This is a genomic window from Acidovorax sp. SUPP3434 (genome assembly GCF_030159015.1).
GTDB lineage: Bacteria > Pseudomonadota > Gammaproteobacteria > Burkholderiales > Burkholderiaceae_C > Paracidovorax.
The window spans coordinates 549,708-566,743 of the sequence record NZ_BQXL01000002.1; the positions used below are offsets into that span (position 1 = coordinate 549,708).

General features: G+C 68.8%; 16 protein-coding genes and 1 pseudogene. 9 read left to right on the forward strand and 8 right to left on the reverse strand.

Features of this window, described 5'->3' with window-relative positions:
• The first annotated feature begins 36 nt into the window (after positions 1-36).
• Positions 37-1,050 carry a M28 family peptidase gene (locus AVKW3434_RS06220; RefSeq protein ID WP_284405150.1) on the forward strand — a complete coding sequence of 338 codons (1,014 nt, stop codon included), beginning with the start codon at positions 37-39 and terminating at the stop codon, positions 1,048-1,050.
• Positions 1,051-1,150: 100 nt separating this feature from the next.
• Positions 1,151-1,385: pseudogene (locus tag AVKW3434_RS06225) on the forward strand (MFS transporter); the annotation flags it as partial.
• Between the two features lie 57 nt (positions 1,386-1,442).
• Here AVKW3434_RS06225 and AVKW3434_RS06230 read toward each other — a convergent pair.
• Positions 1,443-2,699: a cysteine dioxygenase gene (locus tag AVKW3434_RS06230; RefSeq protein ID WP_284405151.1), complete on the reverse strand. Its 1,257-nt coding sequence runs from the start codon at positions 2,697-2,699 to the stop codon at positions 1,443-1,445.
• A gap of 254 nt (positions 2,700-2,953) precedes the next feature.
• Here AVKW3434_RS06230 and AVKW3434_RS06235 point away from each other — a divergent pair, with 254 nt between their 5' ends.
• Positions 2,954-3,745: a Nif3-like dinuclear metal center hexameric protein gene (locus tag AVKW3434_RS06235; protein ID WP_284405152.1), complete on the forward strand. Its 792-nt coding sequence runs from the start codon at positions 2,954-2,956 to the stop codon at positions 3,743-3,745.
• A gap of 172 nt (positions 3,746-3,917) precedes the next feature.
• On the opposite strand, the gene AVKW3434_RS06240 is transcribed toward AVKW3434_RS06235, so the two are convergent.
• From AVKW3434_RS06240 to AVKW3434_RS06260, 5 genes are all read right to left on the reverse strand, one after another.
• Positions 3,918-4,664 carry a hypothetical protein gene (locus AVKW3434_RS06240; RefSeq protein ID WP_284405153.1) on the reverse strand — a complete coding sequence of 249 codons (747 nt, stop codon included), beginning with the start codon at positions 4,662-4,664 and terminating at the stop codon, positions 3,918-3,920.
• A gap of 222 nt (positions 4,665-4,886) precedes the next feature.
• A complete protein-coding gene (locus AVKW3434_RS06245) occupies positions 4,887-5,930 on the reverse strand; it encodes a VWA domain-containing protein (RefSeq protein ID WP_284405154.1) in 1,044 nt (347 codons plus the stop codon).
• Between the two features lie 26 nt (positions 5,931-5,956).
• On the reverse strand, positions 5,957-7,009 hold the full coding sequence (locus AVKW3434_RS06250) for a DUF58 domain-containing protein (RefSeq protein WP_284405155.1): 1,053 nt from the start codon (positions 7,007-7,009) through the stop codon (positions 5,957-5,959).
• Entirely contained in the window at positions 6,990-8,012 is a 1,023-nt protein-coding gene (locus tag AVKW3434_RS06255) for an AAA family ATPase (RefSeq protein WP_284405156.1), read from the reverse strand. The genes AVKW3434_RS06250 and AVKW3434_RS06255 overlap by 20 nt, the downstream gene beginning before the upstream one ends.
• A gap of 213 nt (positions 8,013-8,225) precedes the next feature.
• Positions 8,226-9,209: a S1C family serine protease gene (locus AVKW3434_RS06260; RefSeq protein ID WP_284405157.1), complete on the reverse strand. Its 984-nt coding sequence runs from the start codon at positions 9,207-9,209 to the stop codon at positions 8,226-8,228.
• Between the two features lie 147 nt (positions 9,210-9,356).
• On the opposite strand from AVKW3434_RS06260, the gene AVKW3434_RS06265 reads away from it, so the two are divergent.
• The 6 genes from AVKW3434_RS06265 (at position 9,357) to AVKW3434_RS06290 (ending at position 15,859) form a co-directional block, all read left to right on the forward strand.
• On the forward strand, positions 9,357-10,193 hold the full coding sequence (locus tag AVKW3434_RS06265; RefSeq protein ID WP_284405158.1) for a TatD family hydrolase: 837 nt from the start codon (positions 9,357-9,359) through the stop codon (positions 10,191-10,193).
• A 164-nt stretch (positions 10,194-10,357) separates the two neighbouring features.
• Positions 10,358-10,954 carry a DNA-deoxyinosine glycosylase gene (locus AVKW3434_RS06270; RefSeq protein ID WP_284405159.1) on the forward strand — a complete coding sequence of 199 codons (597 nt, stop codon included), beginning with the start codon at positions 10,358-10,360 and terminating at the stop codon, positions 10,952-10,954.
• On the forward strand, positions 10,941-11,723 hold the full coding sequence (locus AVKW3434_RS06275; protein WP_372588158.1) for a class I SAM-dependent methyltransferase: 783 nt from the start codon (positions 10,941-10,943) through the stop codon (positions 11,721-11,723). The genes AVKW3434_RS06270 and AVKW3434_RS06275 overlap by 14 nt, the downstream gene beginning before the upstream one ends.
• Before the next feature lie 93 nt (positions 11,724-11,816).
• On the forward strand, positions 11,817-13,610 hold the full coding sequence (tfpB, locus tag AVKW3434_RS06280) for a type IV pilus assembly ATPase TfpB (RefSeq protein ID WP_284405160.1): 1,794 nt from the start codon (positions 11,817-11,819) through the stop codon (positions 13,608-13,610).
• A gap of 230 nt (positions 13,611-13,840) precedes the next feature.
• Positions 13,841-14,329 (forward strand): tripartite tricarboxylate transporter TctB family protein, encoded by a 489-nt coding sequence (locus AVKW3434_RS06285; protein WP_284405161.1) that lies wholly within the window; start codon positions 13,841-13,843, stop codon positions 14,327-14,329.
• Between the two features lie 18 nt (positions 14,330-14,347).
• On the forward strand, positions 14,348-15,859 hold the full coding sequence (locus tag AVKW3434_RS06290; RefSeq protein ID WP_284396834.1) for a tripartite tricarboxylate transporter permease: 1,512 nt from the start codon (positions 14,348-14,350) through the stop codon (positions 15,857-15,859).
• Between the two features lie 112 nt (positions 15,860-15,971).
• Here AVKW3434_RS06290 and AVKW3434_RS06295 read toward each other — a convergent pair whose 3' ends face one another.
• Both AVKW3434_RS06295 and AVKW3434_RS06300 read right to left on the reverse strand, forming a co-directional pair.
• Positions 15,972-16,172: a hypothetical protein gene (locus AVKW3434_RS06295; RefSeq protein WP_284405162.1), complete on the reverse strand. Its 201-nt coding sequence runs from the start codon at positions 16,170-16,172 to the stop codon at positions 15,972-15,974.
• 18 nt (positions 16,173-16,190) lie between these two features.
• Positions 16,191-17,003 carry an IS5 family transposase gene (locus tag AVKW3434_RS06300; RefSeq protein WP_284405163.1) on the reverse strand — a complete coding sequence of 271 codons (813 nt, stop codon included), beginning with the start codon at positions 17,001-17,003 and terminating at the stop codon, positions 16,191-16,193.
• Between the last annotated feature and the right edge of the window lie 33 nt (positions 17,004-17,036).

The window sequence follows — 17,036 nt, forward strand, 5'->3', positions numbered from 1 at the left end:
CGAAATCGCGTCTCGCTTGAGAATTGAGATTTGAGAATGAACGCAGTTTTTCAAAGCCTGCTGCGAATTTGCTGCGCCTTGGCCCTGGTGTTGTTCGGCCTCCTGGCTTTCGTCGTGGCCATGACGACCATGCCGGGGAGTTCACACCGGGGACCGCTTCCCGCCATGAGCGCCCAGGAACGGGAACTCTCGGGCCGGTTGCGCCGACACGTGACGGCCATTGCGTCCACCGAGCACAACCGGCGGCACTACGAAGCGCTGGAAGCCGCCTCCGCATACATCGAATCCGAACTCGCGGGCTCCGGCTTCGTGGTGCGGCGCGAAGAATTCAGCGTCGCTGGCAAGGTCGTGCGCAACTTGGAAGTCACCATTCCAAGCCCGTCGGCGCCGGGCCGCAGTGCCGTCGTCATTGGGGCGCACTACGACTCGGCCCAAGGAAGTCCAGGTGCCAATGACAACGGCACCGGTGCCGCAGCGGTGTTGGAACTGGCGAAGAGCCTGAAAGCTGGCGCTGAAACCGCGCGGTCAGACGTCATCCTTGTCCTGTACACCAATGAAGAGCCCCCGTACTTTCGTACCTCACAGATGGGGAGCGTCGTTCATGCAAAAGGCTTGGTATCCCGGGGCATGACGGTCAAGGCCATGCTGTCGCTGGAGACGATGGGGTACTTTTCTGACGAACCGGATTCTCAAAAGTATCCCTGGCCACTCAACCAGTTCTATCCCGGTCAGGGCGACTTCATCGGCTTCGTCGCGACCACTGCCGATTGGCGCCTCGTTCGCCGGGTCGTCCAATCGTTCCGCGCGCATGCGGCTTTTCCGTCTGAGGGAGTCGCCGCCCCCAGATTCGTGCCGGGCGTGGATTTTTCCGACCACGCTGCCTACCTGGACGAAGGCATACCAGCGCTGATGGTGACGGATACGGCCCCGTACCGGTATCCCTACTATCACACGGCCCAGGATACGCCGGACAAAGTCGACTTCGACAAATTGGCGCGCGTGGTGTCGGGCTTGAACTCTGTCGTGCGCGACCTGGTTGCGGGTGAGTAGGGTGCAGGCCGGCAACGGCCGGCTCGCGGTTTAGCGGTCCGGAAAGCCGGCGAGGTGACGCTCTGCGACGCCGCACCTTGTTTGCTGCTCAAGGGAGTGCGTGGCCATGCGGGCATTCCCGCCCGAGGGGCGCTTCACCGGCCTGTCCTTCTCGTACAACAAACATGGCCTATGCGGTGTTCGGCGGCATCACGCCCACCCTCATCACGCTGCGGCAGCGGCACGACGTGCTGGCCAATGCCCACTACGTGGCGGCCATGGGCCTGCTGGGGTTCGCGCTGGGCTTCGTGCCGCTGGCTTCGCGCGGCTGGCAGCCGGCCGGCGCACGGGCCTGAGCCGGGAGCCGTGCAGGGGCCTGCCGGTGATTGCCTCCCGGGCGCCGCACCGCGCGCTCAGGCCGAGGTCGACGGGCTGTGCATCGCATCGGCCCACTCCTTCTGGATCAACTGCTTGAATTCGCGGTAAGTCCAGTCGGAATCGGGCTTGAAGTGCTCGATGCGCTGCTCCTTGTCGTCGATGTAGTCGAAGAACTCGTAGTGCTGGCGGTCCTTGTTCGCATAGCGGTAGCACTGGATGGTGGCGCAGAAGTCGCCGCCGGGCCGGGGTGACGGGTTGCTCAGCCGGTGGATCTGGTAGTACTGCGGCGTGAGGAAGGTCACGTCGCCCGCGTGCGCGAGCATGTGGCCCCAGGAGGTTTCGTCCTGCGGGCTGAGGGTGCCGAACCACTCGATCAGGATCTGGCCGTGCAGCACCTTGATGATCGCGTTGGCCTGCCCGTGGTCGTGGATGGGCGAATGGCTGCCCGCTGGCCAGACCTCCAGCACGTAGGGCTGGCCTGGCGAGTCGCCCAGGTTGCCGTCCAGCGTGATGCGCAGGTAGCTGAAGCCGCCTTCGCCGCCCGCCTTCTTCTTGAGTTTCTCGAAGCACATCTTGCCCGGCGTGACGATCGAATACTGGATGGCCTGCGCGAACTCCGGGAAGTCCGTTGTTTCCAGGCGGATGTTCGGCCCCGCCACGTTGGCGTAGAGCAGCTGGCATTCCTTGGGCAGGTTCTGCGCCACGCTGACGGTGTTCTCCGCAATGAGGTCCAGCGTGATTTCTTCCGGGCGGATGACGCGCGGCGCGGGGTCCAGATTGACCGGGATCGGCCGCAGCAGCAGGTGGGGGTGGTCGCCCGCGCCGCGCACCTCGACGTGCCGCAGCGTGGGCGCGAGCGCACCGAGGCCGAGCGGGTCGGAGGTTTCCGGGAAGGCGTATTCAAGCTGCATCAGATGCAGCAGCATTTCGCCCTTGCCGTAGCGCAGGCGCCGGTTGTTGCTGTCCAGGCTGAGCCAGTACGACTGGTTCGCCGAGGGCTGCAGCAGGGTTTTCGGGGCGGTGCTGCGGGCGAGCTCGTAGCGCTCGCCGTTCTTTTCGACCCAGAGCACGGCGCAGGCCGCATCCACCGTCAGGCCGCAGGCGCCGGCCGGATGCTTGCCGGGCTTGGCCGGCCGCAGGGCGATGGTGAGCGAGCGCGTGCCCGAATCGGCGGGCAGGCGCACGGAGGCGGTGCCCTGGCCGGTGATCCGGAAATCGGCCTGGGAGGCGTCCTGGGAGACGAGGTGGAGCTTGATCGGCGAGACGGTGGAGGCGGGCTGTGCGGAGGGCATGGCTTGGCGTGGCGGAATGGAGGGATGGGTCGGGCGGTGGAATGGGGGCGGTGCGGGCGTGCGGGGCGGCGGCGCGCGTGCATGGGTGCATGCGTGCGCACGGCTTCCGGGGGCCCGGAAAATGTCGGTGCTGGTGGTGTTTCCCTCCCTGTCGTGGCGCCGCCTGGTTGGCGGTCTGTGCGTCGGTGTTGCGTGCTTCGGTCTGCGGTGCGGCACTGTGCCGGCCTGGCGCGCGCCCTGCCACAATGGCCCGCATGACGGCCTCTTTTGTACCTTCTTTCACGCACGACTCCACCCCCGGGGTTTCCCGGCACGACCTGCAGCGCGCGTTCGACACCCTGCTGCAGCCCGAGCGTTTCAAGGACTACGGCCCCAATGGGCTGCAGGTGGAGGGCAAGGAGCGCATCGCGCGCATCGTGAGCGGCGTGACGGCCAGCCGGGCGTTGATCGATGCGGCCATCGAGGACGGGGCCGATGCGATCTTCGTGCACCACGGCCTGTTCTGGCGCGGGCAGGACGGCCGCGTGACGGGCTGGATGAAGCAGCGGCTGCAGCGCCTGCTGGTCCACGACATCAACCTGTTCGCTTACCACCTGCCGCTGGATGCGCACGCCGAGCTGGGCAACAACGCGCAGCTGGGCCGCATGCTCGGCGTGGCCGCCGATGCGCGCTTCGGCGAGCAGGACCTGGGCTTCGCCGGTCCCGCGGAGTTCGCCGACGCGCACGCCCTGGCCCGCCATGTGGAGAGCGTGCTCGGTCGCGCCGTGACGCTGGTGGCGCCCGAGCCGCGCCCGATCCGGCGGCTGGCCTGGTGCACGGGCGGGGCGCAGGGCTATTTCGAGGGGGCGATCGCCGCCGGGGCCGACGCCTTCGTCACCGGCGAGATCTCCGAGCCGCAGGCCCACCTGGCGCGCGAGACGGGCGTGGCCTTCATCGCGGCGGGGCACCATGCCACCGAGCGCTACGGCGCCCCCGCCGTGGCCGAACGGGTGGCCGCGCAGTTGGGCATTGCCCACCGGTTCATCGAGATGGACAACCCGGCGTGAAGGTATTTGCTATTTAATTGATAGCGGAATGCCCTAGTACTGATTGTGCTGGAGGGCTGCGGAAGGTATGGTCGCCGACTCCATTCATGAGATCGGTCTGCCTACCGGCTTCGCAGGCTTTGCAGGCGCTTCTCAGCCAAAGCCGCTTTCTCCGGAGTTCGTACGAGACAGCTCATTGGCCCACCACCTTTTCTCCGTGCAGCACGTCGTTCATCCAGCGCGGATCGGTCGGTAAGACAAAGCCTGCGGGTGCATAGCCAACGAACTTGCCGTCATCCTCCCACTTCTTCATCTTGCGGGTGAACTCTGCGGGGTAGTCCCTCGCGCTGCATGCGATGTTGCTCCATGGATCGCACACGTACACGTCTGCAGGCCATGTCTTCATGTCTGCAGGCAAGGGGTTCGATGCGCGACCGATGACGGCAACGTCATGGGCAACACTTTGGTCATCGCCGCCGAGTTCAAGAATCTGCGCAGCCAATCCACGTTCTTCAAGGTGATGCACTGCCAGAAGCGCCAATTCCTGGCACTGATGGGCGTTCCCTTGCTTGGCAGCCTGAAGTGGATCAGGCTTGGCACGCATGCGTTCGACCTCCAACGTGGCTTGTTCCTGCCGGGCCTGTTCTTCCGGCCCGCCGTTTCCATTGACCTTATTGCCGGACTTCAGGTTCGGTCGGTAGTAAGTGTCCCGCACGAAATTCAGGACATCGGTCACTGCAGCTTTTGCTTCGGATGGGCTCAGGCGCTGCGCGGAAGACAGTACCGCCGTGCGTTGCCTTTGAAAAGCGGAAGTTTCTGCGTTGTAGGTGCCCTGTCGATGGGGACTCAATCCACTCAAATGGCTACCGCCTTGGCCCGTTGTGCGCGCCTGGGCACTGCGACCAGTTGCGGCAGGCCCATGATGGGTCGCGGAATCCATGGTGGGTCCATGCCGGTTGGAACCACTGCCCGACGTCGAAAAGCACAAGCCCATGACGCGCCTCCTGATCGTTGACTGCAACAGTCCATTTTGCGAGAGGCGTGATCTGCACCGAGGAAAAACGCGAAGATTCGTTTGTCAGCGCGAAGTGGAAGCTCGATGCTTTTAATCGGCACACCAGTGCGTTCAACGGGCAGGCCTGCCCTCAAAAGCAGACGCCTTCTACATGACCCGCCCGTACCACCACACCGACAGCGCGGCCGCCAGCAGCATGAACACCGCGCCGGCCATCGCGAACAGGGCGGACACCTCGGTTTCCTTCTTCTCCACCGTGAGGCGCGAGCTGAGTGTCTCGTACACCTTCTGCAGGTCGGCCGCCGTGGCGGCGTGGAAGTATTCGGCGTTGGTGCGCAGGGCCACGGCCTTGAGCGTGTCCTCGTCCAGGCGCACGCGCATGGACCAGCCTTCGAACCCGATCGTCTCGCCGGCCACCGTGCCCACGCCCACGGTGTACACGCGCACGCCGCGGTCGGCGGCCCACTGGGCGGCCTCGAGCGGGTCCACGCCTGTGGTGCGCTGGCCGTCGGTCAGCATGATGATGGCGGCCGAGGTGTAGGAGCCCGGCGCCACGGGCGTGAAAGGCTTCCGGCCCTGCGCCCGGCCCACCTCGTCGATGGGCTGCGAGCGCATGGCCTGCCGCCCGCCCAGGGCGGCGATGTCGATGCCCGAATCGGGGAACAGCGTGGCCAGCGACAGCAGGATGCCGTTGCCCGTCGCCGTGCCGCGCTGCAGCTGGAAGCTGTCGATGGCTTTCACCAGGTCTTCATGATTTTGCGTGGGCAGTTGCGCCAGTTGGGCGCTGCCGGCGAACGCCACCACGCCCACGCGCACGTGGCGCGGCAGGTCGGCGATGAAGGCCTTGGCGGCGTTCTGCGCGGCGGTGATGCGGTCGGGCAGCACGTCGGCGGCGCGCATGCTGCCCGAGACGTCCATGGCCAGCATGATGGTCTGCTGCTGCGAGGGCAGGGTGATGACGGCCAGCGGGCGTGCCGCGGCCAGCAGCAGCGCGGCCAGCCCCAGCAGGAACAGGGCGGGCGGCACATGGCGCCGCCAGGTCGTGCGCGCGCCCAGGGCCTCGCGCACCAGCGCAAGGCTGGGGTAGTGCAGGGCGGTGGCCCGGCGCCGGCGCAGCAGCCACACGTAGAGCAGCACCAGCACCGGCAGCGCGATCAGCAGCCAGAGGAACGTGGGCCAGAGAAAGACCATGGTGCAGCGGCTCCTACTTTTTCTGTCTACGCGGCCCGGGCGGCAGCGACCGCGACGGTGGGGGAGGCCGGGGCGCGGTAGGCGGGCTTGGCCGGCTGGCGGCCGCGCAGCTCCATGAAGCGCACCAGAGCGTCCAGCAGGTCGTCGCCGGTGGCCAGCTCCAGCGTGTCGGCCCCGGCGCGCGCGAGCGATTCGCGCAGGGCGGCCTCGCGCTGCGCGGCCAGGCGGGCGAAGCGGTGGCGAAAGGCCTTGTCGCGCGTGTCCACCTGCAGCTGGTCGCCGGTCTCGGGGTCGCGCAGGGTGACCAGGCCCACGTCGGGCAGTTCCAGCTCCAGCGGGTCGAGCAGGCGCACGGCGACGACGTCGTGGCGCTGCGCGAGCTGGGCCAGGGGCTTTTCCCAGCCGGGCGCGGTGATGAAGTCCGACACCACGAACACCGCCGAGCGCCGCCGAACGGTGCCCAGGGCCGTGCCCAGCAGGTGCGACAGGTCGGTGGCGCCGGGCGGCGCCGCAGCGGGCCCGGGCACCTGCAGCAGGCGGTGCAGCAGGTGCAGCACATGGGCGCGGCTGGCGCGCGGCGGCAGGATGGCGTCCACGCCCGGGGCTAGTACCGCGCCGGCGGGCGCAGGGGAGGGGGCGGCCGCGGCACCCGCGCCGTACAGCATGGCGCCCACGCGGTTGCCGTGGCGCGTGAGCAGGCGCGCCAGCACGGCCACGAAGCCGGCCAGGATGTCGCGCTTGGCCTGCCCCGGCGGGCCGAAGTCCAGCGACGGGCTCAGGTCCAGCAAAAACCACGCGGCCATCTCGCGGTCCTCGGAGAACACGCGCACGTGCGGCACGGCGAGCCGCGCGGTCACGTTCCAGTCGATGTGGCGCACGTCGTCGTGCGGCTGGTATTCGCGCAGGTCGGCCAGGTCCAGCCCGCCGCCGCGCAGCAGCGTGCGGTAGTCGCCCTGCAGCAGGCCGTCGAGCCGGCGGATCACCGTCCACTCGAGCTGGCGCAGCAGCCGCTCGGCCTGGCCGGGCAGCGCCGCTGCGCTTGCGGCCGGCGGGGCGGCGTCAGGCGCGCTGCGGCTCATGGCGGGCCCCGTCCTGGGCGTCGTGGTGCAGGGGCCGGGGCGGCGCGGGCAGGTGGGCCATGAGCTGGCCGATCAGGGCGTCGGCGTCCAGCCCGTCCGACAGCGCCTCGTACGACAGCGTGATGCGGTGGCGCAGCACGTCGGGCGCGAGGTCGGCCATGTCCTCGGGCAGCACGTAGGCGCGCCCGCGCAGCATGGCCAGGGCCCGCGCGCCCTCGGCCAGGTGGATGGTGGCGCGGGGGCTGGCGCCGCAGGCGATGCGCGGGGCCAGGCCGGGCAGGCCGTACTGGGCCGGCGCACGCGTGGCGGCCACCAGGCGCACGGCGTACTGCAGCAGCGACGGGTCCACGTACACCGTGCGGCACTCGGCCTGCAGCGCGGCGATCTGGCCGGTGGTGGCCACGGCGGCCACCTGCACGGCGGGTGCGAGCGCGCGCTGGGCGATCACGAACTCTTCCTCTTCGCTTGGGTAGCCCACGAGCACCTTCATCATGAAGCGGTCCACCTGCGCCTCGGGCAGCGCGTAGGTGCCCTCGGTCTCGATGGGGTTCTGCGTGGCCATCACCAGAAAGGGCTCGGGCACGCGGTGCGTCTCGCCCGCGATGGTCACCTGGCGCTCCTGCATCACCTCCAGCAGCGCGCTCTGCACCTTGGCGGGCGCGCGGTTGATCTCGTCGGCCAGCAGCAGGTTGGTGAACACGGGGCCGCGCGTGGTGCTGAACTCGCCCGTGCGCTGGTTGTACATGCGCGTGCCCACCAGGTCGGCGGGCACCAGGTCGGGCGTGAACTGGATGCGCTTGAATTGGCCCTGCACGGTGCTGGCCAGGGTCTTGACGGTGAGCGTCTTGGCCAGGCCGGGCACGCCCTCGACCAGCAGGTGGCCCTGCGACAGCATGGCCACCATCACGCGCTCCAGGAAGCGGTCCTGCCCGACCACGACGCGCTTGACCTCGTAGAGGATCTGCTCCATCAGCGTGGCGGTGTGCGGTGTGGCGTGTTCCATGGCTGTCCTTTTTGATGCGTTATCGAGGAGGCGGCAAGTCCAGAGGCCCATGCACTGGCGGGCGCTGTCCCTTCCGAAGGCCGCGGAGCAGGCCGCGCCAGCAGACGCCGCGCAAGGGCCGCCCCGCCGCGCTGGCGTCGTCCCCCTGCCCGCAGTGCGCAGCGCTGCGAGAGCGGGGGGAAGCGGCGCAGCCGCTCAGGGGGGTGTTCATCTTCAAAACGGCGGCATGCCGACGGCGGCCGCCGCGTTCTCGATGGGCACGGCGAAGCCGATGCCGATGAAGGTGCGCGCGGGCGTGGGGTTCAGGATGGCGGTGACGATGCCGACCACCTCGCCGTCGAGCGTGACCAGCGGCCCGCCGGAGTTGCCGGGGTTGGCCGCGGCGTCGAACTGGATCAGGTGCTGCAGCTCGCGCTTGCCCTCGGGCGAGTCGAACTCGCGCTCCAGCCCCGACACCACGCCGGCCGAGGCCGAGGGCCCGATGCCGAACGGAAAGCCCACCGCCACCACCGGATCGCCCGGGCGCAGGTTCTGCGTGGAGCGCAGCGGGGCGGCCACCAGGTCGTCGGGAATCTTGTGGGCCTGCAGCACCGCCAGGTCGTTCTCGGGCTGCACGCCGGTGACGCTGGCGCCGGCCTCCATGCCGTCGGAGAACGTGATCTGCACGCGAGTGGTGCCCTGCACCACGTGCAGGTTGGTGAGGATGACGCCCTTGTCCAGGATCACCACGCCGGTGCCGATGCCGCGCTCGACCTCCTTGCCCTTCTTGGTGCGGGCGTAGCCCACCACGCGCACCACCGAGGGCGCGATGGTCTGCACCGCGCGTGCCGTGGCCGCGGGCAGGGGCTGGGTCTCCAGTGTGCGCAGCACGGCGGCGTCGATGTCCTTTTGCGTGAGGGGCGGGGCGGACGGGCGTTGGCCCATCCAGACGCTGGCGGCCAGCAGCACCGACAGCAGGGCGATGGCGGCCCACAGGGCGCGCTGGTGCAGGCGTGGGGCCGCGCTCACGGGGCGATCCCCGGTGGGGGCGGCCGTGGCGGAAAGGGCCTCGGGCGCCTGCGCCGCTTCGGCCGAGCGCCCGGCGCCGGGGCGTGGCGCGGCGCCGGCCGGGCCACGCGGTGCGGCCGGGTGCGGTGCCGCCTCGGGGGCGCTGCGGCGGTCGGAGCGGGAGCTGCTGTAGCGGGGTGGCCTGGGCATGCTGACACCTCTGGAAGCGGGCGCGCCACGGGCGGGCGGCGGCGGAGCGTTCACGGTAGCACGGAAAAGCCCGCCGCGCATGTGACAGGGCGTATCGGGGCGGGCCATGGCGCCCGCAGGGCCTGCCGCCTCGGGCATCATCCGCGCATGCACACCTGGATCGACACCCACTGCCATCTGGACGAGTTCGAGGCGCATGCCGGGCCCGCGCACCTGGCCCAGGTGCGCGCCGAGGCCGCGCGCGCCGGTGTCGCGCACTGCGTGCTGCCGGCGGTGGAGCTGGGCAACCTGGACGCCGTGCGCCGCCTGGCGCATCAGCATGGCGACAGCTACGCGCTCGGCATCCACCCGCTGTTCACCGGCCGCGCGGGCGATGGCGACGTGGACACGCTGGCCGGGGCGCTGCAGACCCACCACGCCGACCCGCGCCTGGTCGCCATCGGCGAGATCGGCCTGGACTACTTCGTGCCCACGCTGGACGGCCCGCGGCAGGAGCGCTTTTACCGGGCGCAGCTGCAGCTGGCGCAGCGATTCGACCTGCCGGTGATCCTGCACGTGCGGCGCTCGTCGGACAAGGTGCTCAAGGGCCTGCGCGAGCGGCCGGTGCGCGGCGGCATCGCCCATGCCTTCAACGGCAGCCTGCAGCAGGCTCAGGCGTTCATCGCCATGGGCTTCAAGCTCGGCTTCGGCGGGGCGGTCACGTTCGACCGCGCGCTGCAGCTGCGCCGGCTGGCGGCGGAACTGCCGCTCGAATCGCTGGTGCTGGAGACCGATGCCCCCGACATTCCCCCGCATTGGCTCTATGTGACCGCCGCCCAGCGGGCCGCCGGCGCACCGCCCGCGCGCAATGCGCCGGGCGAGCTGCCCCGCATCGCCGAGGTGGTGGCCGGGCTGCGCGGCATGCCAGTGGCGGAGCTGGCGCAGGCCACGCGGGCCAACGCCTGTGCGGCGCTGCCGCGGCTAGGGGCGCTGCTGGCGATCTGAGCCTTTTGGGCCGCCAGCACAATCAGTACTAGGGCATGTTGCTATGATATTGATAGTAATCTGCTGCGTCGCCGTGCGCCCCGGCCCGGTCTCGCGACACCGCTGGGCCCGCCGATTCCCCGTTCCCCTCTTTTTCTCCCCAATGCCCCCCGATGATGGCCGCCATGGATTCCGCCTCCGATCCGCCTGAGCCCTGGTTCCCCCCGCCTTCCGGTCCGGTGCCGGCGGCGGCCCCGCGTCTTGTCGGGCTGGCGCCGGTCGTCTCGCCGCGCACCGTGGTGCTGGTACTCGGCAGCTTTCCCGGCGCGGCCTCGCTGCGCGCGGGGCAGTACTACGGGCACCCGCAGAACCACTTCTGGCGCATCCTGCAGGCGCTGTGGCCGCAGCCCGTGCTGCCGGGGCGGGACGACTATGCCGGGCGCTGCGCCTGGCTGCTGGACCGGGGCCTGGGCCTGTGGGACGTGTACGCCGCCTGCGAGCGCGAGGGCAGCCTGGACACCGACATCCGCAACGCCGTGGTGAACGATTTCCGGGCGCTGCGGGCGCAGTGCCCCCGCCTGGCCGCCATCGCCCACAATGGCGGGGAGAGCTTCCGGCACGCCAAGGCCGTGCGCGCCCACCTGGGGCTGCCGCCCGCGCTACTGGAGGGCGGCGTGCAGTCCCTGCGGCTGCCCTCCACCAGCCCGGCCAATGCCTCATGGAGCTTCGACAAGAAACTGAACGCCTGGGCTGCCGCCCTGGCCCCTTATGGATTGGTGTGACGATTTGACCCGCAAGAAAAACGACAGCGAAGCCCTGCCCGAAGTGAGCGTCTCGGACGATGGCGAGGTGCGCCACCTGCACCTGGGCACGCCGTGGATCCAGGGCTCCATGCGCGTGGCCGAGCCGTTCGAGCTCGAACTGGAATACGTGCAGCGCATGATGGCCTGGCTGCTCTTCGTCGAGCCCGCCAGCGTCACCAAGCGCCATGCGATGCAGCTGGGCCTGGGGGCCGGCGCCCTCACCAAGTTCTGCCACAAGAAGCTGCGCATGTGCGCCACCGCCATCGAGCTCAATCCCCAGGTGCTGGCCGTGTGCCGCGCCTGGTTCAAGCTGCCGCCCGACGGCCCCAAGCTGCGCGTGATCCTGGGCGATGCCGCCGCGGAGATCCGCGACCCCATGTGGCTGGGCACGGTCGATGCCCTGCAGGTGGACCTGTACGACCACGACGCCGCCGCGCCCGTGCTCGACAGCGCCGCCTTCTATGCCGACTGCCGCGCACTGCTGTCCGAGGACGGCGCCATGACCGTCAACCTGTTCGGCCGCGCCTCCAGTTACGAGCGCAGCCTGGGCAAGATGGCCGAGGCCTTCGGCGCCGACGCACTGTGGGCCTTCAAGCCCACGCGCGAAGGCAACACCGTGGTGCTGGCGCAGCGCACGCCCACGCGGCCCAAGCGCGCCGACCTGCTCGCGCGCGCCGAGGCCGTGCAGGCCCGCTGGGACCTGCCGGCCACCAAGTGGGCGCGCGTTTTCAAGCCGGTGGCCGCATGACGCGGGCCGCTTCGGCCTTTCACCGTGGTGCGTGCTGCTGCAGCCGCCGTACCGCTGCGCTCGCCCTTCCTCTCCTTTGAACGAGGCCCGCCCATGAGCACCGCCACCCCCACCGACACCCCGACGAAGCCCCCTGCCCATACCGGGCCGCTGGAGTGGCGCCGGCTGGTGGACTGGCTGCGGGCCGATGGCGTGATCTCGGCCGAGGAGGCCGCGCGCACCATCGCCCGCTGCTCGCAGGCCGAAAGCCGCCAACACCCGCTGGTGCGCCTGGCCAACGTGGCCATGGCCCGCGCGAGCGACGGCCGCCCGCTCGATGCCGAGGCGCTCACGCAGTACCTGGCGCAGCGCAGCGGCCTGGCCTACCTGCGCATCGACCCGCTGAAGGTGGACGTGGGCCGCGTGGCCGACACCATGAGCGCCAGCTACGCCGAGCGCCACAAGGTGCTGCCCGTGCAGGTCACGCCCAAGGAGGTGGTGATCGCCACGGCCGAACCCTTCATCGACGACTGGGTGGCCGAGGTGGAACGGCAGGCGCGCCGCACGGTGCGCCGCGTGGTCGCCAACCCGCAGGACATCCAGCGCTTCACCGCCGAGTTCTTCGCGCTCGCCAAGTCGGTGCGCGCCGCGCAGAAGGCCGGCGGGGCCTCGGCGGGCAGCAGCTTCGAGCAACTGGTGGAACTGGGCAAGAGCAACAAGCAGCTCGATGCCAACGACCAGGGCGTGGTCAAGGTGGTGGACTGGCTGTGGCAGTACGCCTTCGACCAGCGCGCGAGCGACATCCACCTGGAGCCGCGCCGCGAGCAGGGCGTGATCCGCTTTCGCATCGACGGCGTGCTGCACCCGGTCTACCAGATGCCCATGGGCGTGCTCAACGCGATGGTCTCGCGCGTGAAGCTGCTCGGGCGCATGGACGTGGTGGAAAAGCGCCGCCCGCAGGACGGCCGCATCAAGACCCGCAACCCGCGCGGCGACGAGGTGGAAATGCGCCTGTCCACGCTGCCCACGGCCTTCGGCGAGAAGATGGTGATGCGCATCTTCGACCCCGACAACGCCGTCAAGGACCTGGACGCGCTGGGCTTCGCGCAGCACGACGCCACGCGCTGGGAGGCGCTGGTCAAGCGCCCGCACGGCATCATCCTGGTGACCGGGCCCACGGGCTCGGGCAAGACCACTACGCTGTACTCCACGCTCAAGCGCGTGGCGACCGAGGAGGTCAACGTGAGCACGGTGGAAGACCCGATCGAAATGATCGAGCCCAGCTTCAACCAGACCCAGGTGCAGCCGCAGCTCGACTTCAACTTCGCCGAAGGCCTGCGCGCGCTGATGCGGCAGGACCCGGACATCATCATGGTGGGCGAGATCCGCGACCTCGCCACCGCCGACATGGCCGTGCAGGCCGCGCTCACCGGCCACCTCGTGTTCAGCACGCTGCACACCAACGATGCGCCCAGCGCCGTCACGCGGCTCATGGAGCTGGGCGTGCCGCCCTACCTCATCAACGCCACGCTGCTGGGCATCCTGGCGCAGCGGCTGGTGCGCACGCTGTGCAAGCAGTGCAAGCAAAAGGACGAGGCGGCCTCGGCCGAGGCGCTGGCCGCCGTGGTCAAGCCGTGGAAGCTCAACGGCGGCTACCAGCCCTACAAACCCGTGGGCTGCGTGGACTGCCGCATGACGGGCTTCCATGGCCGCATGGGCCTGTACGAGCTGCTCACCGTGAGCGAGGCGCTCAAGGACCGCATCAACCAGGCGCCCTCCATCGACGTGCTGCGCCGCCAGGCCGTGCAGGACGGCATGCGCCCGCTGCGCCTGGCCGGCGCGCTGCGCGTGGCCGAAGGCATCACCACGCTGGAAGAAGTGATCGCGGCCACGCCGCCGATGGAGTAGACCGCGCCGCCGCGCGCGGCCCCCGGGGGCCGGCTGCGCGAGCGTTGTCCGAGCCGTGCCGGGCCCTTCATCCACCGCCTGCGGACGCTCTGCCGTAGCGCGCCGGCGCGGCTTTTTCCGAGGCGCCACCCTGCGGTTTTCCCTAGGCGCCGGATAGGTGGAATCCACATCGATCCCGAGTGGACCGGACTGCACAATCGCCCGTCAAGTTCTTGTAAGGAGACGTTTTCGTGAAAATCAAGAGCCAGAAAGATTTCTTTTCGGGCCTCATGTTCATGGGTGTGGGCGTGGCCTTCGCGGTCGGTGCCTCCAACTACAACATCGGCAACGGCGCCCGCATGGGCCCCGGCTACTTTCCCCTGATCCTGGGCATCCTGCTCGCCATCCTCGGCGTGGCGATCACGTTCTACGCCACGGTGGTGGAGAGCGTGGATGGCGACAAGGTCGGCAAGTGGGCGTGGAAGCAGCTGTTCTTCATCCTGGCCTCGAACTTCGCGTTCGGCGTGCTGCTGGCGGGGCTGCCCTCGTTCGGCGTGCCGGCCATGGGCCTGATCGTCGCGATCTACGCGCTGGTGTTCATCGCCAGCCTGGCCGGCGACACCTTCAGTGCCAAGGAGGTGTTCATCCTCGCCACGGTCCTGGCGGTGGGCAGCTACGTGGCTTTCGTGTGGGCGCTGAAGCTGCAGTTCCCTGTGTGGCCCAGTTTCATTTCGGGTTGAGCAGGAGCATCGAAAACCATGGAATTGTTTGACAACCTGGCGACCGGCTTCGGCGTCGCCTTCACGTTTCAGAACCTCATCTACTGCTTCATCGGCTGCCTGCTGGGCACGCTGATCGGCGTGCTGCCGGGCATCGGGCCCGTGGCCACCATCGCCATGCTGCTGCCCGCCACCTATGCGCTGCCCCCGGTGGCCGCGCTCATCATGCTGGCCGGCATCTACTACGGCGCGCAGTACGGCGGATCGACCACCGCCATCCTGGTGAACCTGCCGGGCGAATCATCCTCGGTGGTGACCGTGATCGACGGCTACCAGATGGCGCGCAAGGGCCGGGCGGGTCCCGCGCTGGCCGCCGCCGGGCTGGGCTCGTTCTTCGCCGGCTGCGTGGGCACGCTGATCCTGGCCGCCTTCGCGCCGCCGCTGACCGAAGTCGCCTTCAAGTTCGGCCCCGCCGAATACTTCTCGCTGATGGTGCTGGGCCTGATCGGCGCCGTGGTGCTGGCCTCGGGCTCGCTGCTCAAGGCCGTCGCCATGATCGTGCTGGGCCTGCTGCTGGGCCTGGTGGGCACCGACGTGAACTCGGGCGTCGCCCGCTACAGCTTCGACATCCCTGAACTGACCGACGGCATCAACTTCGTCGTGATCGCCATGGGCGTGTTCGGCTACGGCGAAATCATCGCCAACCTGTCCAAGCCCGAAGACGACCGCGAGGTGTTCACCGCCAAGGTGCATGGCCTCATGCCGACCAAGGAAGACTTCAAGCGCATGATCCCCGCCGTGCTGCGCGGCACGGCCCTCGGCTCGGCCCTGGGCATCCTGCCCGGCGGCGGCGCGCTGCTGGCGGCCTTCGCGGCCTACACCATCGAAAAGAAGACCAAGCTGCAACCCGGCGAAGTTCCTTTCGGCAAGGGCAACATCCGCGGTGTGGCGGCCCCCGAGTCGGCCAACAACGCCGGCGCGCAGACCTCCTTCATCCCGCTGCTGACGCTGGGCATTCCGCCCAACGCCGTGATGGCGCTGATGGTGGGTGCCATGACGATCCACAACATCCAGCCTGGCCCCCAGGTGATGACGAGCAACCCCGAACTCTTCTGGGGCCTGATCGCCTCGATGTGGCTCGGCAACGCGATGCTGATCATCCTGAACCTTCCGCTGATCGGCCTGTGGATCAAGCTGCTGACCGTGCCTTACCGCTGGCTGTTCCCCTCCATCGTGCTGTTCTGCGCGGTGGGCGTGTACGGCACGAACAACAACACGTTCGACGTGTGGCTGGTCGGTATCTTCGGCTTCATCGGCTACCTGTTCCACAAGCTGGGCACCGAGCCCGCGCCGCTGCTGCTCGGGTTCATCCTGGGACCGATGATGGAAGAAAACCTGCGCCGCGCCCTGCTGCTGTCGCGTGGCGACTGGAGCGTGTTCGTGACGCGCCCCATCTCCGCCGGCCTGCTGGCTGCCGCCGTGCTGCTGCTCATCATCGTGCTGCTGCCGGCCGTGAAGAACAAGCGCGAGGAAGCCTTCGTCGAGGACTGACGTCCCGGCTGGGTACCCTCTCACGATTGAGAACGACGGCACCTTCGGGTGCCGTTTTTCTTGGGGGCAACCGATGGATACACAACACTTTCCCGGCGATGCCTGGGTCTCGCTAGCATCGATCCGCCAAACCGGCAGCTTCAGGAAAAAGACCCATGACGCGATCGATGCCACGTACTGCCGTGGGTGCGGCCTGTGCTGCCACCTTGTTGATCGTGTGCGAAACCGGGTGGTCGCAGACCTCGGCGGCAGGGGCCGCATCCATCCGATCCGGCGCGTCTGCCATCGCCACGGCTTCCAGCGCAAAGGCCACGGTAGCGGCTAGAGCGTGTTATGAACTTCCCGCCGCAGCTAGCACCCGTGCAGCGGCGGGCAACATGAGCACTGCAAACACCAGAAAATGCAGCCCGCCGAGCACTTCCGGCAACCGCTCATAGTCCCGGGAGAGCCTGCGGAACCTCGCCAGCCAACCAAAGCTTCGCTCCACCACCCAGCGCCGCGGCAGCAGTACAAAGCCTTTCTTCGCCTCGGGCAGCTTCACGATCTGCAGATCGATGCCGTTGTCCTGCGCCGCCTTGGATGCCGCTTTACCCGTGTAGCCTTGGTCTGCCCAGGCCCGTTGCACCGTATGGCCAGTGGCCTGCTGCACGTCCTCGCACAACTGGTGCACCTGAGCGCGCTCTTGCTCGTCGGCCGGCGTGACATGTACCGCCAGGAGATGGCCCAGCGTGTCCACGGCCATGTGCACCTTGCTGCCTCGCTTGCGTTTGTAGCCGTCATAGCCTGCACGTGGGCCACTCTCGCAACTCGATTGCAGCGTTCGTCCGTCCATCACCACGGCGCTGGGCTGGCCCTGGCGCCCTTGGGCCACGCGGATGATGGAGCGCAGATCAGAGACCATGGCCTCGAAGCAGCCCGCATCCAGCCACCGCCGGCTCTGCTGGTAAACCGCTTCCCAGGGCGGCAGATCGTTGGGCAGCATCCGCCAGGGCGCTCCCGCGCGCACCAGCCAGCGCAGCGCGTTGAAGACTTCTCGCAGATCATGCTCGCGCTGGGGCGCGTGCTGGTCCATCAGGCTCAGGTAAGGCGCAGCGAAGCTCCATTCTTCATCGCTGACGTCTGTTGGGTAGGGCTTGCGGGGCATCTGCAAGCTCTACCCTTGGCTTCGCTCTCACGG

Coding starts and splice junctions, on each gene's coding strand:
- AVKW3434_RS06220 (WP_284405150.1), top strand. CDS start 37: ATGAACGCAGTTTTTCAAAGCCTGCTGCGAATTTGCTGCGCCTTGGCC.
- AVKW3434_RS06230 (WP_284405151.1), bottom strand. CDS start 2,699: ATGCCCTCCGCACAGCCCGCCTCCACCGTCTCGCCGATCAAGCTCCAC.
- AVKW3434_RS06235 (WP_284405152.1), top strand. CDS start 2,954: ATGACGGCCTCTTTTGTACCTTCTTTCACGCACGACTCCACCCCCGGG.
- AVKW3434_RS06240 (WP_284405153.1), bottom strand. CDS start 4,664: ATGGATTCCGCGACCCATCATGGGCCTGCCGCAACTGGTCGCAGTGCC.
- AVKW3434_RS06245 (WP_284405154.1), bottom strand. CDS start 5,930: ATGGTCTTTCTCTGGCCCACGTTCCTCTGGCTGCTGATCGCGCTGCCG.
- AVKW3434_RS06250 (WP_284405155.1), bottom strand. CDS start 7,009: ATGAGCCGCAGCGCGCCTGACGCCGCCCCGCCGGCCGCAAGCGCAGCG.
- AVKW3434_RS06255 (WP_284405156.1), bottom strand. CDS start 8,012: ATGGAACACGCCACACCGCACACCGCCACGCTGATGGAGCAGATCCTC.
- AVKW3434_RS06260 (WP_284405157.1), bottom strand. CDS start 9,209: ATGCCCAGGCCACCCCGCTACAGCAGCTCCCGCTCCGACCGCCGCAGC.
- AVKW3434_RS06265 (WP_284405158.1), top strand. CDS start 9,357: ATGCACACCTGGATCGACACCCACTGCCATCTGGACGAGTTCGAGGCG.
- AVKW3434_RS06270 (WP_284405159.1), top strand. CDS start 10,358: ATGGATTCCGCCTCCGATCCGCCTGAGCCCTGGTTCCCCCCGCCTTCC.
- AVKW3434_RS06275 (WP_372588158.1), top strand. CDS start 10,941: ATGGATTGGTGTGACGATTTGACCCGCAAGAAAAACGACAGCGAAGCC.
- tfpB (WP_284405160.1), top strand. CDS start 11,817: ATGAGCACCGCCACCCCCACCGACACCCCGACGAAGCCCCCTGCCCAT.
- AVKW3434_RS06290 (WP_284396834.1), top strand. CDS start 14,348: ATGGAATTGTTTGACAACCTGGCGACCGGCTTCGGCGTCGCCTTCACG.
- AVKW3434_RS06300 (WP_284405163.1), bottom strand. CDS start 17,003: ATGCCCCGCAAGCCCTACCCAACAGACGTCAGCGATGAAGAATGGAGC.